Raw genomic sequence first — 26,092 nt, 5'->3', positions numbered from 1 at the left:
ATCTTTAAACAGAAGATTTTATAATGGCTAAAGTTGGTGCATTTTAGTATCTTTAATTATAAATGCTTTCAATTTAGAAAGTTACAGAGATAGGGTTATGAACTAAAGGGGGGCTTGTGATGAAGATCGGCGGCAGACTAAGAAATGGAGGCACATTGTTTACCCATCTGATTTTTTCATTCACATTATTAGCCGTTGTTTTAATCGGACTTGTGGGCAGTTATCTGTATGTTCAGGCTAATCGCTTAATGGTGGATGAGATTGCCAGAGACAGCAAGCAACGACTGATGACTTCAAGTGATTTTGTGGAAAATACGCTGCTGCAAAAATACGAAAACAGTATCCGCAACCGAGCAGTGTCTACCTTGTCGTTAGAGAATCAATCTATGCTGAATTATTTACTGGACAGTGAATGGGAAGGTAATACGAGCAGAATATTAGCTTTTCGCAAGGATCTCGAAATTTTCAAGCTTACTAATGAAGGCGTTTACAAAATATCCACATACTTCGAGAAAGGTAATTATATCATCGATAACAGCCAGTTTTATTCGAAGCTGGACAATTCTCCAGATGCTTCCTTCTTAAAAACATCAGTTACACCAGCCTTAAACCGCTGGACTTATAGAACGTTATCGGATAAAGAAGAGGTGTTGACTTACGCAATCGCCCTTCCCTATGGCGCTTTATCAAAAACATCAACCGGAACCATGTATATTGACGTTAGCTTAGAATACATCAATAAAATGATTTCCAGCACGATGAGCTCGCCGATGGAAAAGCTATATGCTTTTGATGAAAAGGGCAGCCCTATTATCCATACGGGCTCGAACGTCGAAGAGGGGCTTAAGACTGCTAAGCAATGGATGGAGTCAGCGGGGAATAATAAGGAAATTCATTATAATAAACGCGACAAATATGTGTTGTCTTTTAAAAATGACCAAACCTCGAATAATCAATGGAAATACGTATTAATACGGCCTATGAATTCATTTGTATCCTCATCAAAGCAGCTGAAGAGTCAAATATTTATCAGCTGTATCCTGGTATTGTTAATTGGGCTTCTATTCGCTTATTTGATCTCCAAACGTGTATATGTTCCTATGAAGAAGCTTGTAAACAATGTTCGCAGCTTTTATCATCCAGGCACCGTAAACTATTCGCAAAATGAGTTTGCTATTATTGGTAGTACAATCTCAAAGCTAGGTCAAAAAATCGAAACCTTAGAATCTAAAGCTAAAGTGAATGAACTAAAAAATCTGGTATTAGGTGCAGGTGTTGGCTCGGATTACTACGATTATTTACCTTTGCAATGTTATTACATGACTAGCTATATTCGTATAACCAAGGGAGATTGCGAGGAATTCAGGGCTTTTTATGAACAGCATGCTGCCTATAGCTTTTATAAATTCGTCAGCTTGAATACGCAGGAAGCGGCGATTATCTATTTCAGTGAGTTGAACAAGGATCCCGAAGAGCTGGAGCTTTTATTATTGAAGGAGCTGGAGCTTATAAAAAATGGGTTACCCGAGCAACTACACTTTGGAGCAGCGCTTGGATCGAAGGTTCAGGCACCTGAAGAAATCCCCTTTTCGTATCAAAATGCCTTACATGCCTATCGTTATCGGTTTATCTATGGTTCGGAAGCTATTGTGCGGTTTTCACATATCCCGCTCAACGATGTTACGCCACACTTATTCTCTTTTGATCTTTATAAAAATGCATTAAAGGCAGGCAATGACGTTACGATGAACAGGTTTATGGACGATTTCCAGAGGGTCCTGGAGAAAGGTGATGTCCAATTGGAGACGGTTGAGTTAGGCTTGCTTCAGTTGGTTACGGTTCTGTATCAGACCATTATTGAGCTTGATCTGCAACAAATCGTTTCGCCTTCCAGTCTGTTCGATGAGTTCAAAAAGGAAACGTTGGCCGAAACACTTGATTCCATTCGTGATTTATCAGCACAAATTACAGCTTATATTCAAGAGTCAGGTAATCACGCACATACGGAGATCATTCATAAATTAAAAATCTTTATCGATGATAATATTCAAGAGGATTTATCGCTAAATAAATTATCTGAGGTTGCTTCGTTGGCGCCATCGTATATTTCTACCTTGTTCGGAACCGTTATGAATGAATCATTCACTGAATATGTAACCCGAGTGCGGTTGGAGAAGGCGGCTGATTTATTAAGAGAAAAAAAGCAGCTGTCCGTGGCTGAGATTTCTGCTCAGGTGGGTTATCGTAACCCGCAATATTTTCACAACAAATTCAAAACACGTTACGGAGTTACACCGGTCCAGTATAGGAATGCAGGCAATGCAAACCATTCGAGCCATTCAAGTGCATAATTCTCCAATCCATGTGGAAAAGGCAATCGTCTCGCGATTGTCTTTTCTTTTGTTTGAAAAATTATAGCCCCAATACGAAGATAATTTACTGATTTTAATGAATTTACAATAGAAAAAGCGCTTACAATACCCTAACGTAAGGGGTGTTCAGACACAGTCTTAACGCAAAATCGTATTCGGAAGGAGAAAACAACTATGAACCCGGCAAGCACTGCTGGCATTCAAAAACAGGGAGAGAATCTTAAGCCGAAAGTCTCGAGGTGGACACATACTTGGCGCCAATACAAAAAAAACAAATATTTATTCTTATTACTAGCTCCCGTGATCATCTGGTATACCGTATTTGCTTATGGCCCGATGTATGGCATTCAACTGGCTTTTAAAGATTATTTTATTCGTGATGGAATTTGGGGAAGTCCTTGGGTCGGCTTTAAGCATTTCGAATATTTGTTCACAGCTTCACCCGACTTTTGGAAAATTATTAAGAACACGCTTATTATCAGTTTTTACCATATCATCTTTGGTTTTCCTGCACCGATTATATTGGCGCTGTTATTTAACGAACTTAGGTTTTCTTTCTTCAAGAAGGTTGCACAGACGATATCCTATTTACCCCATTTCTTATCCTGGATCGTTATTGGAGGGATATTGATCACTTTGTTATCTCCGAATTCGGGTGTGGTCAATTATATTATTCAGTGGCTCGGCTTTGATCCCATTTACTTTTTAGGCAGCGAGAAATATTTCCGTTTTACGCTCGTTATGTCAGGAATATGGAAGGAAATCGGCTGGGGAACGATTATATACTTAGCTGCATTAGCAAGCATTGATTCCCAAATGTACGAAGCTGCAGTTCTGGACGGAGCCAATCGCTGGAAACAAACGTTATTTATCACCATTCCTTCGATCCTGCCGGTGATTGCTATTCTGCTTATTCTTCGGGTAGGGAGTGTGCTGGATGCTGGCTTCGATCAAGTCTTAACACTTTATTCACCAGCAGTATATGGAGTGGCGGATACGTTAGATACTTATGTGTACCGGATAGGTCTGCAAAACTTTCAGTTCAGTCTAACGACGGCTGTTGGATTATTTAAAAATGTGGTGGGTCTTATCCTGGTGTTATTTGCAAACTTCATAACGAAAAAAATGGGGCAGGAAGGTCTTTATTAATGAATGAATGTAAGGAAGGAGTAACTACAATTGAAGCTATCCACTGGTGAAAAAGTATTCCAAGTCTTTCTAATCCTATTTGTAATCATTCTTTGTATTACGATGATTTATCCCTTCTTGCATGTGCTCTCTATATCATTTAGCACACCTGCGGAAGCCCTTCGGCCGGGAATTCATTTCTATCCTAAAGAAGTTTCCTTCTTTGCTTGGAAGCGTGTACTGACAACTGATACGGTCTGGCAAACGATGGGGAATACGGTTTTTCGCACAGTTGTAGGAACGGCTCTGACACTGGTGTTTCTGTCACTGGGAGCATATCCGCTGTCTCGCAAATATTTGCCGCACCGGGGATTTTATACAATGTTCATTGTTGTAACGATGTTTTTTGGCGGCGGGCTTATTCCTACCTATCTGCTAATCAAAAGTCTGGGACTTATAAATTCGTTATGGGTTTATATTGTCCCCGGCCTGCTCAGCACGTTTAATCTTCTGCTCCTGCGAAATTTCTTTATGGGTATACCGGAGGAACTGGAGGATTCAGCTAAAATAGATGGGGCTAATGATATGCGGATCTTATTTACGATTGTTATTCCGCTGTCGAAGCCTGTTCTAGCAACATTAGCCCTATGGACTGCAGTAGGGCACTGGAACGCTTGGTTTGATGCAATGTTATATATGCAGGATCAATCAAAGATTGTACTGCAGCTCTTCTTAAGACGGCTTGTTATTTCAGCCGAAGGAGATCCGATGTTACCACTTCCTACTAATGAGCAGGCTCCTGAAATGGTCAAAGCAGCTATTATTATGTTTACAGCGCTGCCTATATTAATGATCTATCCATTCCTGCAACGTTTCTTCGTCAAAGGAATTATGGTTGGATCACTTAAGGGTTAGAAGACTCAGAATGGTTTAAACAGTCCGCTATATCCGCGAGCTGTCTAAATATATAGATGAACAAGAAAAGGGAGGAAATAAAAGAATATGAGGCATACATCCAAGAAATGGTTGGAAATTGCTGCGATAGCCCTATCGGCTTCACTTGTCATGAGTGGTTGTGGCGGGAATGCGGCGAATAATAGCACTAACGAAGCTAAGCCGACGAATCAAGGTCAAGGGGGGACATCAGCAGCTGAAGCTCCGATTGAAATTATTTGGGCGAACAACTTTAATACGCCAGAAGAAGACGGTAACTATGTGCAAACCGAGCTAGAGAAGAAATTTAATGTAAAAATCAAAAATATTAAATTGGAACGTGGAACTTGGAAAGAACAATTTTCGGTGCTTCTAGCTTCTGGAGATATTCCTGATATCTTCCCGGTCGATGCAAACGAAACGGATATGGTGCAATGGGCAGATCAAGGGATCATTGCGACAATTGATAAGGCTGAAATTGAATCCCTGATGCCGAAATATGCAGCAGCATTGGATTCCGTTGATTCCGGGGCATGGGGCGTAGGCTTATACAACGAAAAAAACTGGGGGATCCCGAAAATTTGGCCAGGTGGTCTTGATGGATTTATTCCGGGCTATAATGAAGCCTGGCTGAAAAATATTGGCTACTCAGAACCACCCAAGACATTGGAAGAGCTTGAAGATGTACTCACCAAATTTGTTAATGAAGATCCGGACAAAAATGGGAAGAAAGATACTTACGGCTTAATCGGCCGCGGCAAGCTTCCAGAACAATTGTTCACAAGTGTGTTCTCAGCCTATGCTGTTTCCCCTTATCAATTCAAGAAGGATGCTTCCGGGAACGTAGTTTATGGAGGCGTTACAGAAGAGACACGATCAGCATTGGCGTTATTGAGCAAATGGTACAAAGCGGGTCTGATTGATCCTGAATTCATAACTAGTGATAATAACGAAATCAATATTAAATTTGCTGATCAAAAAGTGGGTATGGTGGATAACGGGAAGTGGGGCAATTTTTATAAAGAATCTGGGTTTGTCGCAAAACCTGGTCTAGAGAAAGGTCAAATATTCGTGCCTGGCAAGCCGTTTACAGCTCCAGATGGCGTTGCTTATTCATTCGCGTATGGTGCAAGACAGGCGCCAGTATTGTTCGGTGTTCAACTCGAAAAGGATGAGAAAAAACGTCATAAAATTATGGAAATTCTTGAATATGTGTCTACGGATTCCGAAGGTTTTCTGCTGACAGGTTTCGGTCAATTGGGGGTGAGCTATGATATGGAAGGGGACCTTGCCATTCCAAAAGCGGATGAAGAGGTTAGTGCTCCGAAGATGGGAGCGGGCAATTTCTATAATCCACTTAGCTCCACAGACACTTCAATGGAAAAACATACGGTAAAACAAGAATTGCTAGATTTGAGAGACAAGATCACTCCAGGTGTTACACCATTGCTTGATGTACTAGGCCCAGCGGTATTGACAAGCAAACCCAAGTATTGGGGCAATCTGAAGACGTTACAAGATACGTTTGTTATCAAGGCGATTACAGGAGAAGCGAACACGGGTAAAGATTTTGATAATTTCAAGGATAGCTGGCTAAAAGCCGGAGGTCAGGAAGTAACGGATGAAGTAAATAAAGTGTTGGCGGATCGTAAATAGAGCGGTTGCCCGCTGATTAGTACTGGATGATAGGCTGGAGCAAAAGCTTGCTCCAGCCTATTTATTAAACCCTTAAGAGAGTTGATTCTAAGATAACGGAGGTAGAAATGAGCGAATTAATTATTTATGAGCAGCCGAATGAAGCCCTGGGGAAAGACGATTTTACAGTAAGCGTAAGAGAGCCTGGTGGGGTATGGCAATCTCTGTTTGTTTTTGAAGCAAAGGTGGATATGCATCAGGTTCGGTCGACATCGATGGTTTATTTTGATATGGATGGCACGGTGGAGGTCTCTGTTCATTGTAAAAAACAACAGATTGAACAAGCGGTTATTCGCCCTTTGGCATCCCAAATCTCCTTTCAAATCGAAGAGAATACCCTTTTGTTCACATTGGAGCACCCGTGTAAGCTTTCCATTGAAATCAATGGAGAACGTTTTAGTAACTTGCATCTTTTTGCCAACCCCTTGGAGACAGCCCCTCCTAGACATGACGATGATAATGTAGTGCTTGTCCAACCAGGAATACATCAATTTGCGGCTATCGCAGAACAAGTTCAGCGTTTGTCAGAAAGGGCTAACGGGGAGCGTCAGACGATATATTTTATGCCCGGCTATCATCAATTCGAGAATCCAATGCTGCATATCCCTTCTGGGACCACCGTTTATATTGCCGGAGGCGCGATCCTTTGTGGATCCATAATGATTGACCATGCTGAGAATGTTGTTGTTCGCGGCAGAGGTGTTCTGTATTTGGCGGATATGGAGAAAACGACTTATTTAAGAGGCGTTCAAATCCAGCATTCTGAACAGATTGAGATCGAAGGGATCATCACGCTTGATCCTCCGCATTACAGTATATATATCGGAGCGTCTAAGCATATTCGCATTCATAACTTCAAAGCTTTTAGTACACGCGGCTGGTGTGATGGAATTGATATGATGGCTAGCTCAAATGTGGATATTAAAGATGTGTTCTTGAGAACTTCTGATGATTGCATTGCCATTTACGGCAGTCGTGGAGAGTATTACGGAGACTCACGCCATATCACGGTTAAAGATTCCATACTCTGGGCGGACGTCGCTCATGCCATACATGTCGGTATTCATGGTGATCACCAACATAATGGCGATTTTATAGAAAATATTTGGTTCGAAAATATCGATGTGCTTGAACATCACGAGCCGCAGGAAAATTATTGGGGCGTTATGGCAATTTGTGCAGGGGACAACAATACCATTCGTAAGGTTACTTTCAAAAATATCCGGGTGGAGGATTTCGAACTAGGTCAGCTGTTTGATGTCCGCGTGGTGTGGAATAAAACCTATAATCCGGTGCCAGGACGCTGTATCGAAAATATTGAATTTAGCGATATCCACTACAATGGGAAGAATACCCATCCTTCCCGTATATTCGGCTATGACGAGGAAAGAGGTGTGAAGGACATTTATTTTTATAATCTCCAGATTAATGGAGAGGTTATTGTCGACCTGAATAACAAACATTTTGTAGTGAATGAATTTGCCAGCGGTATTTATTTGCATTAAATCAGAGGATGTAAATGAATGGAGGAGAACAATGAATTCATTTAAAGAGCTACTCTTTGGAAAATCGCTTAAACGTATTTTTAGGATCACAGTTTCTTTAAGTTTGTTGGTAACGCTAGTGCCTTTATCAGCAGAAGGAGCCGCAGTAGAATCGACAGAGCTGTCGATAATTACGGATTACCAACCTGCCATTAATGAGGTTATAGATGAAAGCGGATTCAAACATCCGGGTGTTGGCCTGACCAAGGATATTCTTGAGAATATTAGGACACAGGTACGGGCGCAAAAAGAACCCTGGATCACTTATTATAATCAGATGCTTCTCTCTCCGGCAGCTTCAAGAACGGTCACTTCCAACAATCAGAGTGGTGCGGATCCGTTGAAACCAGCGAGCGATGCTTTTAATAGCCAAGGCTTTAATTCAAGATTTATAGCGGATGGGTTGAAGGCTTACACACAAGCTCTATTGTATGTAATATCGGGTGATGAGGTTTACAGAGCCAATGCTATGCATATTATCCGGATTTGGTCGCAGATGGACCCTGAGAAATACGTGTATTTTAATGATGCACATATTCATACAGGAATTCCGCTTAATCGAATGGTTACTGCGGCGGAAATCTTAAGGTACACAAGTACTCAAACTGAAGAGCTGAAATGGACGGAACAAGATGTCGCTGATTTTGCGAATAATCTTATTAATCCGGTTATTGAAACATTCCAACACACCAATGATCGTTTTATGAACCAGCATCTTTATCCGCTGCTTGGAGCTATGTCAGGTTATATTTTTACAGGAAATAAAGATATGTACAATGAGGGAGTTGAATGGTTTACCGTCAATAAAACCGCTGTCGATCAGGGGCAAAATGGCGCGATAAAAGCATTATTCAGATGGGTTGATACAAATATTGTAACAGGGGAAAAAGTTAATCCTCCCGTAGTTCAGCATGTTGAAATGGGCAGAGATCAGGCGCATGGCGCTGGGGATATAACGAATGTAGAGATTTTATCACGTTTATTATTGGCTCAGGAAACAAAGGTAGATCCGGTAGAGGGGACTGTTTCTAATACGCCAAATGCGGTGGGTCCGTATGAGTTTCTAGATCAACGGATTTTAAAAGCTGCCGACTACTTTGCGCAGTATATGATTGGCTATGATACACCATGGATTCCAGTGGCGGCACATACAGATGTAAATGGAAATCCAATGATTATCTATAAACACTTGGCTGGCGGTTACAGGGGGAGAATTGGCGGTAATGTCTATGACCTTTATTATTATTATAAATATTCAGCTGGAATAAATATGGAGGTTGAAGCTCCTTACTTTAGCGAGATGTTTACTAAGCGATTGCCTTTCTATTGGGAGTCTCCGGATGGAGGCGGGGATTATTGGCTGTACATCCCTAAAGAAGCAGAGGGCGAGGGTACGCTCAATCTGCCGAAGGGGATAACGAATCCAGATTTGAGAGAACTAGAAGACCGGTATACGAAGCTTGATAGTCACTCCACCACAAAACAAGAAGGAGACACTACTTACGTTGAGATTACCGCAACAGATGAGGGCAGTAAAATTGCTTATGTGGGTGCAAGCAGCGGCGAACGAACCATTGCTTTTAAGATTCGGACTACTGGCATAGCAACCATGGAGGTGTTTGGCGATACCGTTACGCTGCCTGATACAAAGGGGCAATGGAGGTATATTCAGTATGCGTTCAATGAGTTCCAAGGCTTCAGCGATCTTGTCTATTTTAATGTGAAAGGAAATGGGACAACAGTCGATATTGACCATATTAATTTAAAAGCCGGGGCACAGCTTACCCCTCCAGTATTTACATCAGGGAAGGCACCGGTATCTTTATTTACCTATGAGGGTTCTACAGCGGCAATTCAATTTGATTTCTCTGCGACAGACGCAGGTGCAACGGATGTTGTTGCCTATCAAGCGGATCAATTACCTGAGGGCGCACTGTTCAATGAAACTTCAGGTGTGTTCTCTTGGTCTGGAGCACATGCGGGAACGTATTCCTTTGTAGTGAGTGCCTCAGACGGAACTTCGGTTACAACCAAGGATGTTACTGTTGTAGTAGCGAATGATCGGCAATCTGCCGTCAACGCCGTCATTTCTCCTTATCATGCTGATGTGCCTTACATTTCGGCAACGTTAGCTCACTATAAGCAAGTGCATGCTGAGGTAATGGATGTAATTACTAATGTCACTGACGAGGTCTTCTATCAGAAGTTATTTGACCTGAATCTTGCAGTGCAAAGTCTTAAAGAATTGACGCCTTTAATGAAAGATGGAAGTGTTAATTTTACGAATATGTTTGTCAGCTCAACCTTTGGTAATGCAGTCCCGAACCTGCTGGACAACACAAATGATAGTTTTGTGGGGTATTATACAGCGCAGGATCGGGCGCATTACATGGATTTAGGACCGGATTTTCAAATATCAGCAGAAAGCTTTGAGCTTCAGGTAAGAGCTAGTTTTCCGGAGAGAATTGGCGGCGTTGCAATGTTCGGATCGAATGACAAAGAAAATTGGACCCGCTTAACTCCCGGTTTGACAACAGTTACTGAAGAGATGCAGAGACTAGAGGTTCAAGCAGGCCTGGAGCATGAAAAATTCCGATTTTTGAAAATGGAAATGATAAAGCCTTCGAGTACTATGCTGGAAATTGCTGAATTTAGAATCTTTGGCCAGCGGTATGAGACAGTAAATCAATTAGAGTCCGTGTCCATTCACTCAGATCAAAGCTTAAAAAATCGGATTATTCCAGGGGATACGATTCAATTATCCTTTAAGTCTACAGAAATGATCCATAATGTCACGGCCAATATACAGGGTCAACCTGTTGCAGTCAGTTCTGTGGACAATATCAACTGGACAGCTAAGCTTGTGGTGAATGAAAATGTTCCATCAGGTACTGTGAAATTTAAGATCAATTATAAAACGGCAGCTGGAGAGGATGCTGTAGAGACTATTTTTACAACAGATGGTTCTACTTTATTCATTGCAGATCAGACAGGGCTTGTCGCTAATGTGCTTGAGATAGCAAATCTAATCGATTCCAGTGGAAGGAATCCGGCTGATCTTTTGGCAACAGCAAAAGTTTTATTTGATAATCATTTAGGTTCTATCACGGATTTTCGTTTAAATGGCAGTGGTTATGGTGCCTATCTAACCTTTGACTTTAAAGAAGGTGGCCAGGCATTGCTGTCTAGGGTAGAAGTAATCGGAAGGCAAGATAATTATGCGGGCAGAATTAATGGAACAGTGGTGCAAGGCTCCAACGACAATGTGACGTGGACTACGATCTCTAATGCAGCCTGGAATACGCCGGAATGGCAGACGTTGACGATTAACAGCACAGAACCCTATCGTTATATCCGCATCACCAATGGAAACAACTGGTATGGAAACATGGCTGAACTACGTTTGTATGGTGATGTTAAAATCAATTCAAAGCTTGATGCGGTGTCCATTAGCTCCGACCAAAGTATCCAGAAACGAATTGTGTCTGGGAACACGGTGAAATTGTCTTTTAAAGCAAGCGATGCAATAAACCAAGTGAATGTCAATATTCAGGGTCAAGTCGCAACCATTGCTACTGTCGATAAGATCAATTGGACGGCTGAAGCGGTGATGGGCAATAACGTACAACCTGGACCTGTGAACTTTAGTATTAAATACAAGACAAAGGAGGGAATCGAGGGGCCGGAAAAAACATCAACTACAGATGGTTCATCTCTGTACATTCCCGATGAGACCGAGTTGATTAGTAATGTGCTTGCGATTACTAATTTAAGTGATTCCAGTGGGAGAACATCCACTGATCTCAGAAATGTTGCGGGATCATTATTCGATGGAAATGCAGGCTCAATTACGGATTTTCGGGTAAATGGCAGTGGATATGGAGGATTTATAACGTTTGATTTTAAAGAAGGGAATAGGGTTCAGCTGTCCAAGGCAGAGGTGCTTTCCAGGCAAGATAATTATTTTACACGAATCAATGGGACTGTGGTTCAGGGTTCGAATGATAATACAAGCTGGACGACAATCTCCTCTCCTGCAGGAAAAACGATGGATTGGCAGACCTTAAGTATTAGTAATGCAGAAGCCTATCGTTATATCCGGATCTATAATAGTAGTAATTGGTTTGGAAACATGGCAGAATTACGCTTTTATGGTGTAGTAAAAGGGGCAGATCATACAGCTCCGGTGACAATGGATGATGCGCCACAAGGTTGGACTAACAAGGATACGTTGGTAACCTTCACAGCTACAGATGCGGGCTCTGGTGTTGCGGTAACCTATTTCACAGTAAACGATGGCGAGCAGCAAACCGGGAATTCAGTTATTTTGTCCCATGAAGGAACACATAAGTTAGTTTATTGGAGCGTTGACCGGGAAGGTAATGTGGAACAGCCGCAAAAGGTTGCTGTGGTGAAGATTGATCGAACCGCACCACAGGTGGTAATTAACGGAGAGGTTTCCTATACCATAGAGCAGACATTAAACATCACCTGTAATGCAGCTGATACTGTATCAGGCATCACTTATTCGCCATGTGATTCAACGCTCGCAGATGTAAAGGCGTATACGCTGGAACCAGGAACTCATAGTGTAACTGCGAAAGCCGAGGATGCGGCGGGCAATGTCGGGTTGGCAGAGCATTCGTTTAGTGTATATGCGACATTTGACAGCTTGTCGGCATTAACCGAAACTTTTGCAGCTGAGACGGGTGCTCCAGATTTAGAAAACGTAATCAAATCACTTAAGCAGCAGCTGGCTAACGCAAAAGAAAAAGCTGAGCAGCATGCTGGCGCAGGAGTTCACAGCTTGCTGGAAGCTTTTAAAAGTGAAGTGAACTTCCAGAGCAATCAGGTGTTCACTTCTGAGCAGGCAGAGGTTCTAGTCCGTTGGTCACAATGGCTCCAGATTACAACTCCGCTTGCTGGTGGAGCCCCTGGAAAGCCAGTGTTGTCTGACAATAATGGGTATGACACCGGGCTTCGAGATGGCAACTATGCCGTCACGATGAATCTTTGGTGGGGGAACAACGGTACCGAATTTAAGCTCTATGAAAACGATGTGCTGATCAGTACCCAGATGCTGACAGACAGCTCACCGAATGCGCAGACATTGAGTACGGATATTGTGGGCAAAACAAATGGAACCTACACGTACACTTGCGAGCTGGTCAACAGCTTCGGCTCGACGATATGCGATCCGCTTATCCTTACTGTTACCGATGCAACACCGGGTAAGCCTATAGTATCCCACGACAACTGGAGCGGGGATGGAACTTATGACGTTATGATGAATATGTGGTGGGGAACCAATGGTACTGAGTACCGTTTGTATGAGAATGGAGAAGTGATCGACACCCAGACACTAAACACGGCTACCCCTGCGGCTCAGATGACAGTTACGAAACTTAAAGATAAAGCACCAGGTGTATATGAATATTACGCAGTATTAGTCAATGCATCAGGCGAGACATCTAGTGAGAAAATCACAGTAACTGTCAAGCCAAGAAACTGATCATAGAGCTGATGAAATAGGAAGGCCCTTTCTTCGGGATGACCGAGGGAGGGGCTTTTTTAGAGGGATTGAGACGTTGAATAACGAACGGAGAATTAGGGAATTCTGTAAATTGACATAACACCTATAGGTGTTATAATCAAAAGTGAACCCAAAAGGTGTTATATTAATTGAATGCTGGAGGTTATTTATTATGCAAACTCAAGAACCCTTGCAAGAAATTCGTCAAACGATTTTACTAGATGCGCCAATAGAAAAGGTTTGGAAAGCTGTTGCCACGGCAGAAGGAATGGCAGCCTGGTGGATGCCTAGTACATTCGAGCCTGTTGTTGGGCATGAATTCATCCTGCATGCTGGACAATTCGGAGATTCTCCTTGTAAAGTAACCGAAGTTGATCCTCCGAATCGTGTTGGTTTTAATTGGGGGAAGGATTGGCATCTTGCTTTTGAACTGAAAGAAATCGAAGGGAAAACTGAATTTACCTTGATTCATTCTGGATGGGACCCTGAAAAAGTTACTGAATTTGGACAACCACATCCAATCGTACGCGGCTTTATGAACAGCGGCTGGGAAAAAATCGTCCAAGAAAAACTTCCTGCTTATATCGAGGCTTAATATGCCGGTTGCTGAAGCAGGACATGATGTATTTCAGGCGATAGCAGATCCTACCCGCCGCAGTCTGCTAAAGCTGCTCGCTAATAAGGAAATGTCTATAGCATCTATTACGGATTGCTACCCGATCAGCCGAACCGCTGTTAATAAGCATTTACAGGTATTGTCCGATGCGCAGCTTGTTAGCAGTCAGAAAGTCGGACGGGAGACCCGGTATAAGCTTCAGCCAGAACCTTTGCTGGAGCTGCAAGATTGGCTTGCCTTTTTTGAAGGTTATTGGGCTAATAAATTGTTTGCGCTTAAAGAATATGTTGAGGCTGACTCAGAGGAGAAGTAATAAACCGGGAGGCGTGAGATCGCGCTCCCCGGTTTTTTGTGTTGTTTAAATTCAGTTTATAAAAGGGAGTTACCATCACAATACAAACTAAAACGTTGGAGGAATTGTAATGGTAAATGAACGCAAAAAAATAATTGAGCCCAACCCTGGAGATTGGGCCGTCGAAGCGCGTGGGCTCGTCAAAACGTTTGGTGACAATCGCGCAGTTGATGAAGTAAATCTAAACGTTAAGGCAGGCACAATTTACGGTGTTCTTGGTCCCAATGGGGCTGGAAAGACGACGGTAATTCGGATGCTGGCTACGTTACTTCGTCCGGATGCGGGGTCGGCGCGAATCTTCGGGCATGATGTGGTAAAGGAGTCGCAGATTGTTCGGCAATTGATAGGGGTTACGGGACAATATGCTTCTGTGGATGAGTCACTTAGTGCTACAGAGAATCTGATTATCTTTTCACGTCTTTTAGGGTTAGGGCGGGTAGAGGCGCGGCAAAAGGCAGCGGAGTTGTTAGAAGAGTTTGGTCTGACGGAGGCGGCGAAACGGCCACTTCGAAATTTCTCTGGCGGTATGCGCCGACGTCTGGATCTTGCAGCGAGTCTGATTGCCCAGCCTCCGCTTATCTTTTTGGATGAACCAACAACAGGCCTGGACCCACGGACACGTTCGCAAATGTGGGATACCATTCGTCGGTTGGTGAACACAGGATCAACAGTGCTGTTAACTACACAGTATCTTGAAGAAGCCGATCAGCTGGCAGATCGCATTGCAGTTATTGATCATGGCCATGTCGTTGCAGAAGGCACCGTGGATGAGCTAAAAGCTTCAGTGGGCACCACCTCGCTGCACTTAAAAGTCCAAAATCTTAAAGATATCGCTCAAGCGCGCCGGATTGTGGAACATGTGCTGCATATCCAGTCTATAGTGCCGAATGAGGCTGGGAAAATTACTGCACCGATGGCGAACGCTGATTTAGTCACTGATTTGCTTATTGCACTCCGCGAAGCGGGGATTCCACTTGCGGAGATGAGTGTGCAGAAACCGACGCTTGATGAAGTGTTTTTGACGATCACTGGCCATGGAGTTACGGATGAGGCGTCCCAAGCGTCACAAGAATCAATTAATAAGGAGGCAGCAAGAGCATGAGTATGAGAACATCTACTATTAGTCCAGGTGCGACCCGACAATTGAAAAACCATACGAGCTTCAAACAATCTGTTCGTAACTCGTTAACGATGGCTTATCGCGGGATATTGAAAATCCGTCGCACACCTGAGCAATTGTTCGACGTAACGCTGCAGCCAATTATTTTCACACTAATGTTTACTTATATTTTTGGTGGAGCCATATCAGGAGATGTAGTGAGCTATTTACCCGTTATTATTCCTGGTATTCTAGTGCAGACTGTAATCACGACCTCCATCGTCACTGGTGTCCAACTGCGGGAAGACATGGATAAAGGGGTGTTTGACCGCTTTAAGTCATTGCCGATTGCCCGAATAGCCCCATTAGCCGGAGCTTTGTTGGCAGATACAATTCGATATACGATCGCAACTGTGCTTACTTTTGTCATGGGCTATATTATGGGTTACCGACCTGATGGCGGTCTGGAGCATGTCGCAATTGCTGCGCTTTTGGTTATCGTCTGCTCCTGGTCGATTAGCTGGATTTTCGCTTTCTTTGGTGTGATTGCCCGAACCGCTTCCAGCGTACAAGGGATATCAATGATTGTGCTGTTCCCACTCACTTTTCTATCCAACGCCTTCGTGCCTGTAGATACGATGCCTAACTGGCTGCAATGGTTTGTCAAAGTAAATCCAATCTCGCATCTTGTGTCAGCTGTCCGTCAGCTTGCTAACTCTGGAACCGTAGGCTGGGATTTCGCTATCTCACTTATCGGAGCCGCTGTGATTGTTGCGATTTTTGCACCTATTACTGTGCGTGCATATATGCGCCGGACATAATTAGAGATGAAGAAACGGCAGAAATGCCGTTTTTTTTGTGTTTTTTATTATGTTGAAAAAGCCGTGATCAAAGGATATCCCAAGATTACGGCTTAAATTTGTTGAGGAGGGACTTGCAAAGAGGCTTTTTAGAATTACTTATCTTTTTTAAAGAAGGTATGAATTAAATTGGAGACCGATCTATCATACAATATTTTAGCAGTTTCCTCATTTTGAATATGTCCACCCAAATGCAGATGAATGACGCCATGCAATGACGCCCATACCAGGTTAACAACAAGGAGAGGGTCTTTCTCATTAATAAACCCTTGTTCGATCGCTTCTGTAATAAGGGCTATCACTTGTTGTAGTGCCGTAAAGATAGCATGTAAGCTTTCCTCCTCCGGTTTGAATTCACTAAAGGCCCCTCCGAACATAACCATATAATAGCTGGTATGATTCCGTGAGAAATCCCAATAAGCTTGTCCAAGCCCGCGAAGATATAAATTTAGATTATCTTGTTTTGGAACCGCTTGAAAGGCAGCAGCTAATAATTTACACCCTTGCAAAAAAAGCTCCTTCGCTAAACCTTCCTTGTTTCCAAACAAGTTATAAATGATCTTTGTGGGACATTCCATTTTTTCAGCAACCTTGCGAATAGTTACACCTTCGGGTCCGGATTCATGCATGATGGCCGCAGCGGCTTCGATAATGTTCAGTCTTAATGTTTCCGCATGCTGTTGTTTTGCTTTTGGGTAGGTTGTAACAGATTGAGCATCTATAGAAGATATTTCGGACGATTTTTGCATGTAGTTTCACTTCCTTAGAACTTTACTTTAGCTTTTTAGATAGCCGTTATTTCTAAACCTTATTTTACTGATGTAGAAGAGAAATAGCCAATAATTAAATGTGTAGAACTTTATTTGACAACGAAACCTCACTTGGATACAATGATTCATATTGAAACACTGTTTCTGAATAGTCATTAAAGGGAGAGATGATAACAATGATTACAATTCAAAATAAATGGACGTTGATTACCGGAGCTTCTTCGGGTATAGGTGAAGCGTTTGCTCGAGAACTTGCAGCCAAAGGAAGTCACTTAATTTTAGTCGCCCGTTCTGAAGATAAATTGATTGCTTTAGCGGAAAAATTACAACGAAAATTTCAAATTCAAGCGGAGGTTCTAGTTGCTGATTTATCTCAAGAAGGTTCCCCTGACAGGCTCTATCAACAATGTGTAGAACGTGGCTTGAACGTTGATATTCTTATTAATAATGCAGGTTTTGCTACGCATGGGCTTTTTGAACAACTATCTGGTTCGAGACAACATGAAGAAGTGATGCTAAATGTATTGGCGGTTGTAGATCTGACCCATTTGTTTTTGCCAGAGATGTTAAAAAGAAAAAGCGGAGTGATTATAAACGTTGCATCAACAGCAGCATTTCAACCTCTCCCTAATATGGCTGTATATGGAGCGACAAAAGCTTTTGTATTATCATTTACACAAGCGCTATGGGAGGAAAATCGGAAACGGGGCGTACAATTTCTTGCGTTATGTCCGGGGTCTACGGAAACAGAATTTTTTAATGTTGTAGGAGCCGATGAAGCTTCGGTCGGGAAACGAGATACTCCAGAAAATGTGGTTCAAGTGGCTATTCGTTCGCTTCAAGCTAAAAAAGTGTTTGCTGTCCCAGGATTTACAAACTATATTTCAGCTCAAATGTCACGTTTTTTCACACGTAAACAAATGCTTTATTTTGTTGGACGCATGCTCCGTACGCGACATTAATAGATCAACGTATTCAAGCTGGTGTATTCCTTAGCAATGATTAACTATTTTAATTATAAAAAAACAACAAAACAGCGGTTCTCCCCAATATGGGAGAACCGCTGTTTTGTGTTTTGACTTGCTGACTTTGACTCCGTTCGCTTGAATTTACATCAACATCACTAACATCACCAACACCAACACCAACACCAACACCAACAACAACATCAACATCACCATCACCAACATCACCAACATCTACAACAACAACATCGACAAAATTACCAATCGACATCTAAATCACATCGCCGACTCATAATCGTCCACTGTGGTACGGACCCCAATGACGCTATTAGTATGTTTTTCGCAGTTCCAGCGTAGTTTCGGACTCCAGTGCAGCTATTCCCTAGAAAGGGTTCTAAATATGATGTTTTGTGCGCCAATAGGTGCATTGAGGTCCGATAGGATCAGAAAAGTGGGGGATTTCTGCGAATAAGGTCAACTGAGTCCGATAGTACCTCGTCCAGGGTAATTAACTAACTAATGTATTAAGATTCAATAAAAAGGAAAACAAACCAGCGTTGGTTTGTTGCTACAATAGATATTTGGGCAAGTAAGGCTAACGGACCCCAATGGTGTTATTAGTATGTTTTTCGCAGTTCCAGCGCAGTTTCGGACTCCAGTGCAGCTATTCCCTAGAAAGGGTTCTAAATATGGTGATTTGTACGCCAATAGGTGCATTGGGGTCCGATAGGATCAGCAAAGTGGGGAAGTTCTACGAATAAGGTCAACTGAGTCCGATAGTACCTCGTCCGCCAAAGTAAGGGGAGGTAAACACCTATGTTCTTGCAATCAACCTTATTGTATTAAGGTTCAATAAAAAGGACAAAAAACCAGCGTTGGTTGCTTCAACAAAAATTTGGGCAAGCAAGGCTGGCTAACGGACCCCAATGACGTTATTAGCATGTTTTTCGCAGTTCCAGCGCAGTTTCGGACTCCAGTGCAGCTATTCCCTAGAAAGGGTTCTAAATATGATGTTTTGTGCGCCAATAGGTGCATTGAGGTCCGATAGGATCAGAAAAGTGGGGAAGTTCTACGAATAAGGTCAACTGAGTCCGATAGTACCTCGTCCGCCAAAGTAAGGGGAGGTAAACACCCTCGCCCTCGCAAATAGCCTACTAGTAAACACCCCCGTCCTCGCAAACAACCTACTAGTAAACACCATCGACGTTGCAAACACACTACTGGCATGAACCTTCGTACACGTAACTCCGTATTGGAAGCTACGTCATGCGCAGAAAGCAATTGGATTTAATCAAAGAAGGTTCGGTCCTCAAATTATTTTGGCCTATTTTTCCATTAACTACTTCATCTGTCGTAGTAATTATGTTATACTGCAACTACTACGACAGATGAAGTAATCATGGGGGGATATTCTTGATCAGCAGTGATGTTATACGCGGCTACAATGATACGATGATCCTCTACATGCTGCTGGACGGGGAATCTTACGGGTACGAGATTTCCAAAAATATCAGGCAGTTGACGCAGGAGAAATATGTCATGAAAGAGACAACGTTATATTCTGCCTTCACCCGACTGGAGAAAAACGGGTATATAGAATCCTTTTATCTGGATGAGAGTCTTGGCAAGCGGCGTACGTATTATCGGATTACCTCGTTGGGTCTCGCCTATTACCGAGAAAAATGTGAGGAATGGAAGGTTACGCAGCAAGTTGTAAACCAATTTATCAAGGAGTGGTGATAGAGCATGGAGACGATCATAGTATATCTGGATAATATGTTTGCGGGTCTGCCAAAGAGTCAGGAACTGGAACATCTGAAGCAAGAGCTGCTATCCGGGATGGAGGAGAAGTACCTAGAGCTGAAGCTTGCTGGCAAGTCGGAGAATGAGGCGATTGGTATCGTCATATCGGAATTCGGCAATATTGAAGAGCTGACAGCGGAGCTTGGCATCGATCCAGTTGCGCCGGAACAGGCTATTCCGGTGCTGACGGAAGAAGAGGTTTACGCTTATGCGGCGGCCAGACGAAGCGCTGGATTATGGACGGGTATCGGCGTTTTTCTCTGCGCATGCGGAGTGGCGTTTTTGATCACCCTGGATACAATATTTGAAAATAAGGCTGTTATGAGTGATAAAGGTTCTATGCTGGGGCTGGTCGGAATGTTCGTGCTGGTCGCTATCGCGGTCGGGATGTTTATACACAGCGGAATGAAGCTTGATCGCTTTAAGAGTCTGGAGCAAGGTTTTCAGCTGCCTTACGCTCTAAAGATGGCGCTTCAACGGAGCCAAAGTCTTTATGCTCCGACTTACCGTCTTTCTCTGATTACAGGAGTCTGCCTGTGTGTGCTGTCGCCGGCTTTTATCTTCACCACTAGCTATGTCAACGATGACTATGCTCCCTATGGAGTCGCTGCTTTTCTGTTTATTGCGGCTGTAGCGGTGTTTCTGTTCATCTATTACGGGAATATCCAGGGTACTTATACGAAGTTGCTGGAGGAGCCGAATATCATTGCAGAGAAGCAGGAAGAGAACCGATTTGTTGGAGTTGTTGGGGCTGTGTTATGGCCTTTGGCGACGGCGATTTTTCTGTTCACGGGTTTTGTCTATGGGCGCTGGGACATCAATTGGGCAGTATTCCCAATTGCGGGTATCCTGTCCGGCATGTTAAGCAATGTTAATCATGTTCTGAACCGTAAAGATATCTCCTGATGGTGTTGACTACACTTGTACATTCCTGAACTAGATAGATTATATGTAAGGTATTCTACCAGTAGATTTGGCTGGAGAATACCTTTTTTTGTTGGATTTTAACAGGTGAGCTAAATGAGCTCTTTAATATTTTGACATTTAAATTTTAAGTACGGACTTGGACATATGTTGAGAGAAAGAGAATATGAATATACAACAATAATCTTGTTAAAGAGGCGACAATACATTAACTAGTTAGGAGAAATGATCGATGGAATTCGAACTGGGCAGCATTTTGAAACTAGTAAAACGTAGGCTGCTGTTCATTATTGTATTATGTATCGCTGCAGTCGGGCTCGCTGGTAGTGTTAGCTATTACGTTTTACAGCCGAAATACGAAGCGACAGCTTCTATACTTATTCAAGGGGACAGGCAGCAGAAAGCAATTAATGACATTATGGCCGGACAAAAGCTGGTCACTACTTACGGGGAGATCATTCGAAGCAGCAGGATAGCGGAAGAGGTCGTCAGAAAGCTGCAGCTAAAAATGACAGCAGAAGAGTTACTCAAAAATGTTAAGACAAGAACCAATAGCGAGTCACTCGTAACAACGGTAATTGTGACTGATTCAAAAGCTCAACGGGCAACAGATATCGCGAATGGCTTCGGAGAGGCCTTTAATGCGAATATTCAATCGATTATGGGAGTGGAGAATGTTGTATTTCTCGACCGTGCCAAGGTTCCTTCTGATCCTGTCTCACCTAAGCCCGTCTTCAATATGGCTGTTGCCTTCGGATTGGCGCTGATTACCGGGATTGCAATCTCTATCCTCCGGGAATTGATGGAGAAACCCGTGAGAAGTGCCAAAGATATTCAGCTTGATTTGCAGCTTCCGCTTCTGGGAACCGTGGGCAAATTAAAGCCACGCAAACGGCGGAATAAAGCGAAAACCAAATCAGCAGAAGGAGCCATCAGTTATGAAGAAGAAAACGCCAAAATTATATTGCCTGGAACAACCGAAGTCATCTAGCGGAGATCAATTCCGAAGCATACGCTCCAATATTCGTTATACCCGCGTTGGTGGAGAGATCCGCTCTTTATTAGTCACAAGCTCGCTTCCGGATGAAGGAAAATCAACGGTAGCCATAAACCTGGCGATTGCCATGGCGGAAGCTGGTAAGACAGTTCTACTCATTGATGGGGATCTACGTACGCCAACGGTGCATAAGGCATTTGATCTGCCTAATTGGATCGGGCTTAGCAGTATCTTAGTGGATCATACCCGCTTAGAGGATTGCATTATTTCTATTGAGGAAGCAGAAGGTTTGTCTGTATTGACCTCTGGTCCGATTTCACCAAATCCCGCTGAATTACTAGGCTCTGAAGGAATGAAGCGATTGTTTGCAGAGCTGAGCGTGCGTTTTGATACGATTGTTATCGACTCATCCTCTGTATTAATGCCATTTTCGGATGCCCTTATTTTGGCAACGATGACTGAGGGGGTATTGCTAGTTGTGAAATCCGGAAAAGTGCTCTTAAAGCACACGAGTTCTGCCAAGCACTTGCTAGAGCAGCAGGGAGCACATTTGCTGGGAGCCGTATTGAATTATCGGAAAAAGAGCAGGCGTTCCAAGATTCGTGGTGAAGATTTTGCCGAGTGGGCCTCTTCTTCTGGAATGGTCTGACGTCTATGTCATTTGCTTCTCTTCGTTATTTGCTCGGGAATATCACTTACGCTGGTGCTCAGTTTGTGATTGTGATCCTGCTGAATAAATTCGGGTCATCGGCAATCGTGGGGCAATATTCGCTAGGGCTTGCAGTTACTGCTCCGATCTTTATGTTGTCGCATCTACATCTTCGTTCCGTATTAATCGTTGATTCATCGGGGAAATACAGTTTTGGAGACTTTCTGGGCTTACGGCTGATAACAACCGCCCTTGCGTTTACGATTACCGCAGGTTTTTGCATAATAAGTGGTTTGGATTGGAATACAGTATTGGTTATTTTCTTCATCGGTCTGTATAGAATCGTTGAATCAATCAGTGATATTTTATTAGGCATCGTTCAAAAGGAGGAGAGATTAGATCAAATCTCAATCTCCAGAATGGCAAAAGGGTTATTCTCCATTCTAATCTTCATCCTCGTATTTATCCCTACACAGAGCCTTGTTCTTGCCTTGTTAGTCATGATTATCGGATGGTTAGCGATAACGATTGGATATGATGCTCGTAAAGCGAGAATATACACTTCTCTCAGGCCACTCTTCAACAAAAGAAGCCTATGGAGTTTACTGATCGTCAGTTCACCGCTAGGCCTGGTATTGGCGTTGATGTCGTTAAATACGAATATCCCATTATATGCGATTTCCTATTTTAAAGGGGAGCATGACTTAGGTATTTATGCTTCACTCTCATATATGATTGTTGCCTGCAATGTTGTCGTCACCGCACTTGGTGAAGCCATAACACCACGTCTTGCCAGGTGGCACGCAGGCGGGAGACACAAGGAGTTTGTCACTTTACTCAGCCGAATGATAGCGATGGGTTTGGGTTTTAGTGCGGTCGCTTGTTTGATAGGGTGGTTGTTTGGACACAAGCTGTTAACCGTATTATTCAGTTCAGACGTGGCAGGAGAGTTAGGGTTGTTTCATTGGCTGCTGGCGTCCACCATGCTGGTATTTATTTCATCCTACCTGTGGTACGCCATAACGGCTACCGGAAGGTACAAAGCCCAGATTCCATTGTTTTTGTGCACAGCATTCACTAATGGCTTGTGTTGTCTGATCTTCGTACCTCATTACGGGGTAGTAGGTGCTGCGATGGGAGCTAGTTCGTCGTTATTTGTACAGATGATTGGCAGTGTAGTTGTGCTGTATCGTGTCATCGGAAAGGTGAGAAAACGGGAACAATCGGAAGCGGCGGCATAAGTTCTTGTTTTATAGGAAAGTAGGAAAGTAGGGACTTGTATGACATCTGTATCTGTTGTAGGGAAGCCCTACACCATGCACAATTTATTTCTGTTTGCGGTCATGGGGTACATCATATGCCTTCCGGCGCAGATTGATTTTGGGGGAGCCTTCCGTATCGCCCCGTCGGATCTCTTCTTGATGTTAGGTTTATTTGCCGCTGGATTCCATCTCAAATTGGACCGGAGGATATTCAGTTCATGGCATTGGGGCATGCTGTTCATTTTTGTTTTAGCTTCCTTTGTATCCATTTGGCGCAACGGCTTCATTACTCAATACGCCCTGTTGCAAAAAGATATTGGATTTATTCTCCTTTTGTTGACCTACATCATGCTTGTGCAAGCAGCAGATAGCTGGGAACGGTTATATAAAATGCTCCGATTTTTCCTGATCAGTGTGCTGCTCTTAAATGGTGTTGCCCTATTCGCTTTTTTCAGCGGAGTAAAGGTTCCGTTCATGGTGCAAGACGGGCGGTTGTCCGGCATGTTAATTGATCCCAATGCATACGGGGGATTGCTGGTGACGGCTTTTGCCATTCATATCATGACGAGTGGGGAGAAGATAAAGCTGCTGCGGGGATGGGTCAGCATACTAGCGACAATAAGCTTAGCCGGGGGCATTATGATGACTTTCTCGCGCTCGTCTTGGATTGGTCTGTTCCTAGTATTACTTACACTTTTGATTACCAAACCTTCCAGACTGATCAAGATCGGAATGGGGTTTGGGGTGGCATTTATAGCTCTGCTGCTGTATAAAGGCACCGCTTATCTAAATGTGCTGGAGTCTATGTCCAGCAGACCTTCCCAGATTCAGTCGCGTCTTGACATCATTGACAAAGCGGTGGATTGGATCGCACAAAGTCCGTTATTAGGCATTGGGCTTGGTTCCTATAATTACGAACTGCGCATTATTATCCACAACACCCCTATATGGTTTTTGACTGAATTCGGCTTATTGGGCTTGATTGTATATGGCGGATTTATGATTTGGTTCTTCATTGTGGGTATCCGTTCTTATCGTGCAGCAGATCCGATTCATAGACCAATTATTATGGCATTGCTGCTGTCCCATGCGGCGATGATTGGGTTATCGATGGGCATTGAGGCGTTATTCCAGCGGTATTGGTGGTTCATGATGGCGATGAACGGAGCTTGCATCCGGTTAACAGACAAAAACCTGAAAGGAGAGATGCCCTATCGAACCCAACACGTTGAAAGGCCAACTGGGCGCAAGCTTCGACAACGAGCAGAGCAACCTCAATAAAAGCTCAATTAAGGACATCGGGAGTGTTCCAGCTGAGGAAGGCTTACAAGCAAAGGTTGCTTTTGTAGCCTCAATATATGGGCATTTCGAGAGTTTTCATTTACCTTACATGGCGTTATTGCAGCAAAAAGGGTGTGAAGTCCATGCTTACGCTCAGCCGGGCGAAGCCAGACAGCGCTTGGAACAGCGGGGAATTGTATGTCACGACGTACCTATACAACGAAGTCCTTTACAGTTGAAGAATTGGACGGCTCTGCGGATCTTAACTAAAAGCTTCCAAGCGGAAAAATTTCAGTTCGTCCATGTACATACACCAGTGGCTTCGATTCTCGGACGGATTGCAGCCCATAGAACAGGTGTCCCCAGCCTATTGTATACAGCTCATGGTTTTCATTTTTTTAAAGGTGCTCCTCTTCTGAACTGGATGCTTTATTATCCGTTGGAGTATTTGATGGCCCGTTGGACGGATGTGCTGATCACTATCAATAGTGAAGATTATGAGCGCGCTCAAAAATTCCCTGTCCGAAAAAAAGTAACTTATGTGAGTGGAGTCGGGCTTGATCTTCAGGTATACGGTAGCGGTGAGAGGGATAATGAAGTTGCAAAAATGAAGGGGGAAAGTCGTCGCCAGCTATTTGATTTACCTAAGAGATACAATGATAATCCTTCATTCGTTGTTCTCTGCGTCGCTGAGTTAAATGCTAACAAGAACCAAAAACAGTTGATCGAAGCACTACATCATTTGGGTGATCAAGCAAGCGATATTCATCTAGCATTCGCAGGTACAGGTCCTTTCGAGCAAACTCTTGTAGAACTTGCTACTCGGTTAGGGGTTAGGGATCAGGTGCATTTTCTGGGGTTTCGAAGAGATATACCGGATTTGCTACAAGCGTGTGATGTTGCGGCACTCGTGTCCTATCGCGAGGGGTTACCCCGGGCGATTATGGAGGCGATGGCAGCAGGTAAACCCGTGATCGGCACACATATTCGGGGCATTCGCGATTTGATTGAGCATGAGTCAACGGGCATGTTGGTTCCAGTAGATGATATTGCTGCTACGGCAAAAGCACTGGTTCAACTGCGAGCGGACGCAGCTTTGACCGCAGCAATGGGGAAAGCGAATAAGGACAGGATTATTCGCTATGGATTGCCTGCGGTGCTTTGTGAAATGGACTCGATTTATATAGAAGCGCTGAATGAACCAGGGATAAAACCATTTCAGTCTGAATTACAACCGGGTCTGACAGCAGATAGATAATTCATTCTCGCATATACGACAACATACGAATAAACGAATAATTAGTTAATT

General features: G+C 43.3%; 20 protein-coding genes. 18 read left to right on the top strand and 2 right to left on the bottom strand.

The annotated features are described in order from the left end of the window. Positions 1-119 precede the first annotated feature (119 nt). The 10 genes from NYE35_RS18750 to NYE35_RS18705 all read left to right on the top strand — a co-directional run bounded on the left by NYE35_RS18750 (position 120) and on the right by NYE35_RS18705 (position 16,093). A complete protein-coding gene (locus NYE35_RS18750; RefSeq protein ID WP_341121866.1) occupies positions 120-2,351 on the top strand; it encodes an AraC family transcriptional regulator in 2,232 nt (743 codons plus the stop codon). 195 nt (positions 2,352-2,546) lie between these two features. Then, entirely contained in the window at positions 2,547-3,521 is a 975-nt protein-coding gene (locus tag NYE35_RS18745; RefSeq protein ID WP_036688267.1) for an ABC transporter permease, read from the top strand. A gap of 30 nt (positions 3,522-3,551) precedes the next feature. Then, positions 3,552-4,415 (top strand): carbohydrate ABC transporter permease, encoded by an 864-nt coding sequence (locus NYE35_RS18740; protein WP_036688266.1) that lies wholly within the window; start codon positions 3,552-3,554, stop codon positions 4,413-4,415. An 87-nt stretch (positions 4,416-4,502) separates the two neighbouring features. Continuing rightward, the gene (locus tag NYE35_RS18735) at positions 4,503-6,089 is read left to right on the top strand and encodes an extracellular solute-binding protein (RefSeq protein WP_036688263.1); all 1,587 of its coding nucleotides are present in this window, start codon (positions 4,503-4,505) and stop codon (positions 6,087-6,089) included. A gap of 107 nt (positions 6,090-6,196) precedes the next feature. Continuing rightward, entirely contained in the window at positions 6,197-7,633 is a 1,437-nt protein-coding gene (locus tag NYE35_RS18730) for a glycosyl hydrolase family 28 protein (RefSeq protein ID WP_341121864.1), read from the top strand. Positions 7,634-7,664: 31 nt separating this feature from the next. Continuing rightward, the gene (locus tag NYE35_RS18725) at positions 7,665-13,184 is read left to right on the top strand and encodes a discoidin domain-containing protein (protein ID WP_341121863.1); all 5,520 of its coding nucleotides are present in this window, start codon (positions 7,665-7,667) and stop codon (positions 13,182-13,184) included. Positions 13,185-13,377: 193 nt separating this feature from the next. Then, positions 13,378-13,800, top strand: a complete 423-nt coding sequence (locus NYE35_RS18720; protein WP_036688260.1) for an SRPBCC family protein — start codon at positions 13,378-13,380, stop codon at positions 13,798-13,800. 1 nt (position 13,801) lies between these two features. Then, complete coding sequence (locus NYE35_RS18715; RefSeq protein WP_036688259.1) at positions 13,802-14,134, top strand: ArsR/SmtB family transcription factor; 333 nt, start codon at positions 13,802-13,804, stop codon at positions 14,132-14,134. A gap of 109 nt (positions 14,135-14,243) precedes the next feature. Beyond that, a complete protein-coding gene (locus NYE35_RS18710; protein ID WP_076098950.1) occupies positions 14,244-15,275 on the top strand; it encodes an ATP-binding cassette domain-containing protein in 1,032 nt (343 codons plus the stop codon). A 2-nt stretch (positions 15,276-15,277) separates the two neighbouring features. After that, on the top strand, positions 15,278-16,093 hold the full coding sequence (locus NYE35_RS18705) for an ABC transporter permease (protein WP_036689061.1): 816 nt from the start codon (positions 15,278-15,280) through the stop codon (positions 16,091-16,093). Positions 16,094-16,227: 134 nt separating this feature from the next. On the opposite strand, the gene NYE35_RS18700 is transcribed toward NYE35_RS18705, so the two are convergent. Beyond that, positions 16,228-16,881 carry a TetR/AcrR family transcriptional regulator gene (locus tag NYE35_RS18700; RefSeq protein ID WP_094901897.1) on the bottom strand — a complete coding sequence of 218 codons (654 nt, stop codon included), beginning with the start codon at positions 16,879-16,881 and terminating at the stop codon, positions 16,228-16,230. A gap of 197 nt (positions 16,882-17,078) precedes the next feature. On the opposite strand from NYE35_RS18700, the gene NYE35_RS18695 reads away from it, so the two are divergent. Beyond that, positions 17,079-17,864, top strand: coding sequence for an SDR family NAD(P)-dependent oxidoreductase (locus NYE35_RS18695; RefSeq protein ID WP_094901895.1), 786 nt, complete (start codon positions 17,079-17,081; stop codon positions 17,862-17,864). Between the two features lie 49 nt (positions 17,865-17,913). Here NYE35_RS18695 and NYE35_RS18690 read toward each other — a convergent pair whose 3' ends face one another. Beyond that, a complete protein-coding gene (locus NYE35_RS18690; protein WP_341121862.1) occupies positions 17,914-18,138 on the bottom strand; it encodes a hypothetical protein in 225 nt (74 codons plus the stop codon). Between the two features lie 1,142 nt (positions 18,139-19,280). Here NYE35_RS18690 and NYE35_RS18685 point away from each other — a divergent pair. From NYE35_RS18685 to NYE35_RS18655, 7 genes are all read left to right on the top strand, one after another. Continuing rightward, positions 19,281-19,607 (top strand): PadR family transcriptional regulator, encoded by a 327-nt coding sequence (locus NYE35_RS18685; protein WP_036688249.1) that lies wholly within the window; start codon positions 19,281-19,283, stop codon positions 19,605-19,607. A 6-nt stretch (positions 19,608-19,613) separates the two neighbouring features. After that, positions 19,614-20,576, top strand: coding sequence for a permease prefix domain 1-containing protein (locus NYE35_RS18680; RefSeq protein WP_341121861.1), 963 nt, complete (start codon positions 19,614-19,616; stop codon positions 20,574-20,576). 250 nt (positions 20,577-20,826) lie between these two features. After that, a complete protein-coding gene (locus NYE35_RS18675; RefSeq protein ID WP_076098952.1) occupies positions 20,827-21,585 on the top strand; it encodes a YveK family protein in 759 nt (252 codons plus the stop codon). Next, on the top strand, positions 21,533-22,240 hold the full coding sequence (locus NYE35_RS18670; RefSeq protein ID WP_036688243.1) for a CpsD/CapB family tyrosine-protein kinase: 708 nt from the start codon (positions 21,533-21,535) through the stop codon (positions 22,238-22,240). The genes NYE35_RS18675 and NYE35_RS18670 overlap by 53 nt, the downstream gene beginning before the upstream one ends. A gap of 5 nt (positions 22,241-22,245) precedes the next feature. Continuing rightward, positions 22,246-23,481 carry an oligosaccharide flippase family protein gene (locus NYE35_RS18665; protein WP_038571773.1) on the top strand — a complete coding sequence of 412 codons (1,236 nt, stop codon included), beginning with the start codon at positions 22,246-22,248 and terminating at the stop codon, positions 23,479-23,481. 75 nt (positions 23,482-23,556) lie between these two features. Beyond that, positions 23,557-24,783, top strand: coding sequence for an O-antigen ligase family protein (locus NYE35_RS18660; protein WP_076296246.1), 1,227 nt, complete (start codon positions 23,557-23,559; stop codon positions 24,781-24,783). Then, the gene (locus NYE35_RS18655) at positions 24,731-26,041 is read left to right on the top strand and encodes a glycosyltransferase family 4 protein (RefSeq protein ID WP_081383843.1); all 1,311 of its coding nucleotides are present in this window, start codon (positions 24,731-24,733) and stop codon (positions 26,039-26,041) included. The genes NYE35_RS18660 and NYE35_RS18655 overlap by 53 nt, the downstream gene beginning before the upstream one ends. The last annotated feature ends 51 nt before the right edge of the window (positions 26,042-26,092 follow it).

This window comes from Paenibacillus sp. FSL L8-0494 (genome assembly GCF_038003695.1).
Taxonomy (GTDB): domain Bacteria; phylum Bacillota; class Bacilli; order Paenibacillales; family Paenibacillaceae; genus Paenibacillus_AQ; species Paenibacillus_AQ odorifer.
This window is presented reverse-complemented; position numbering and strand designations above follow the sequence as displayed.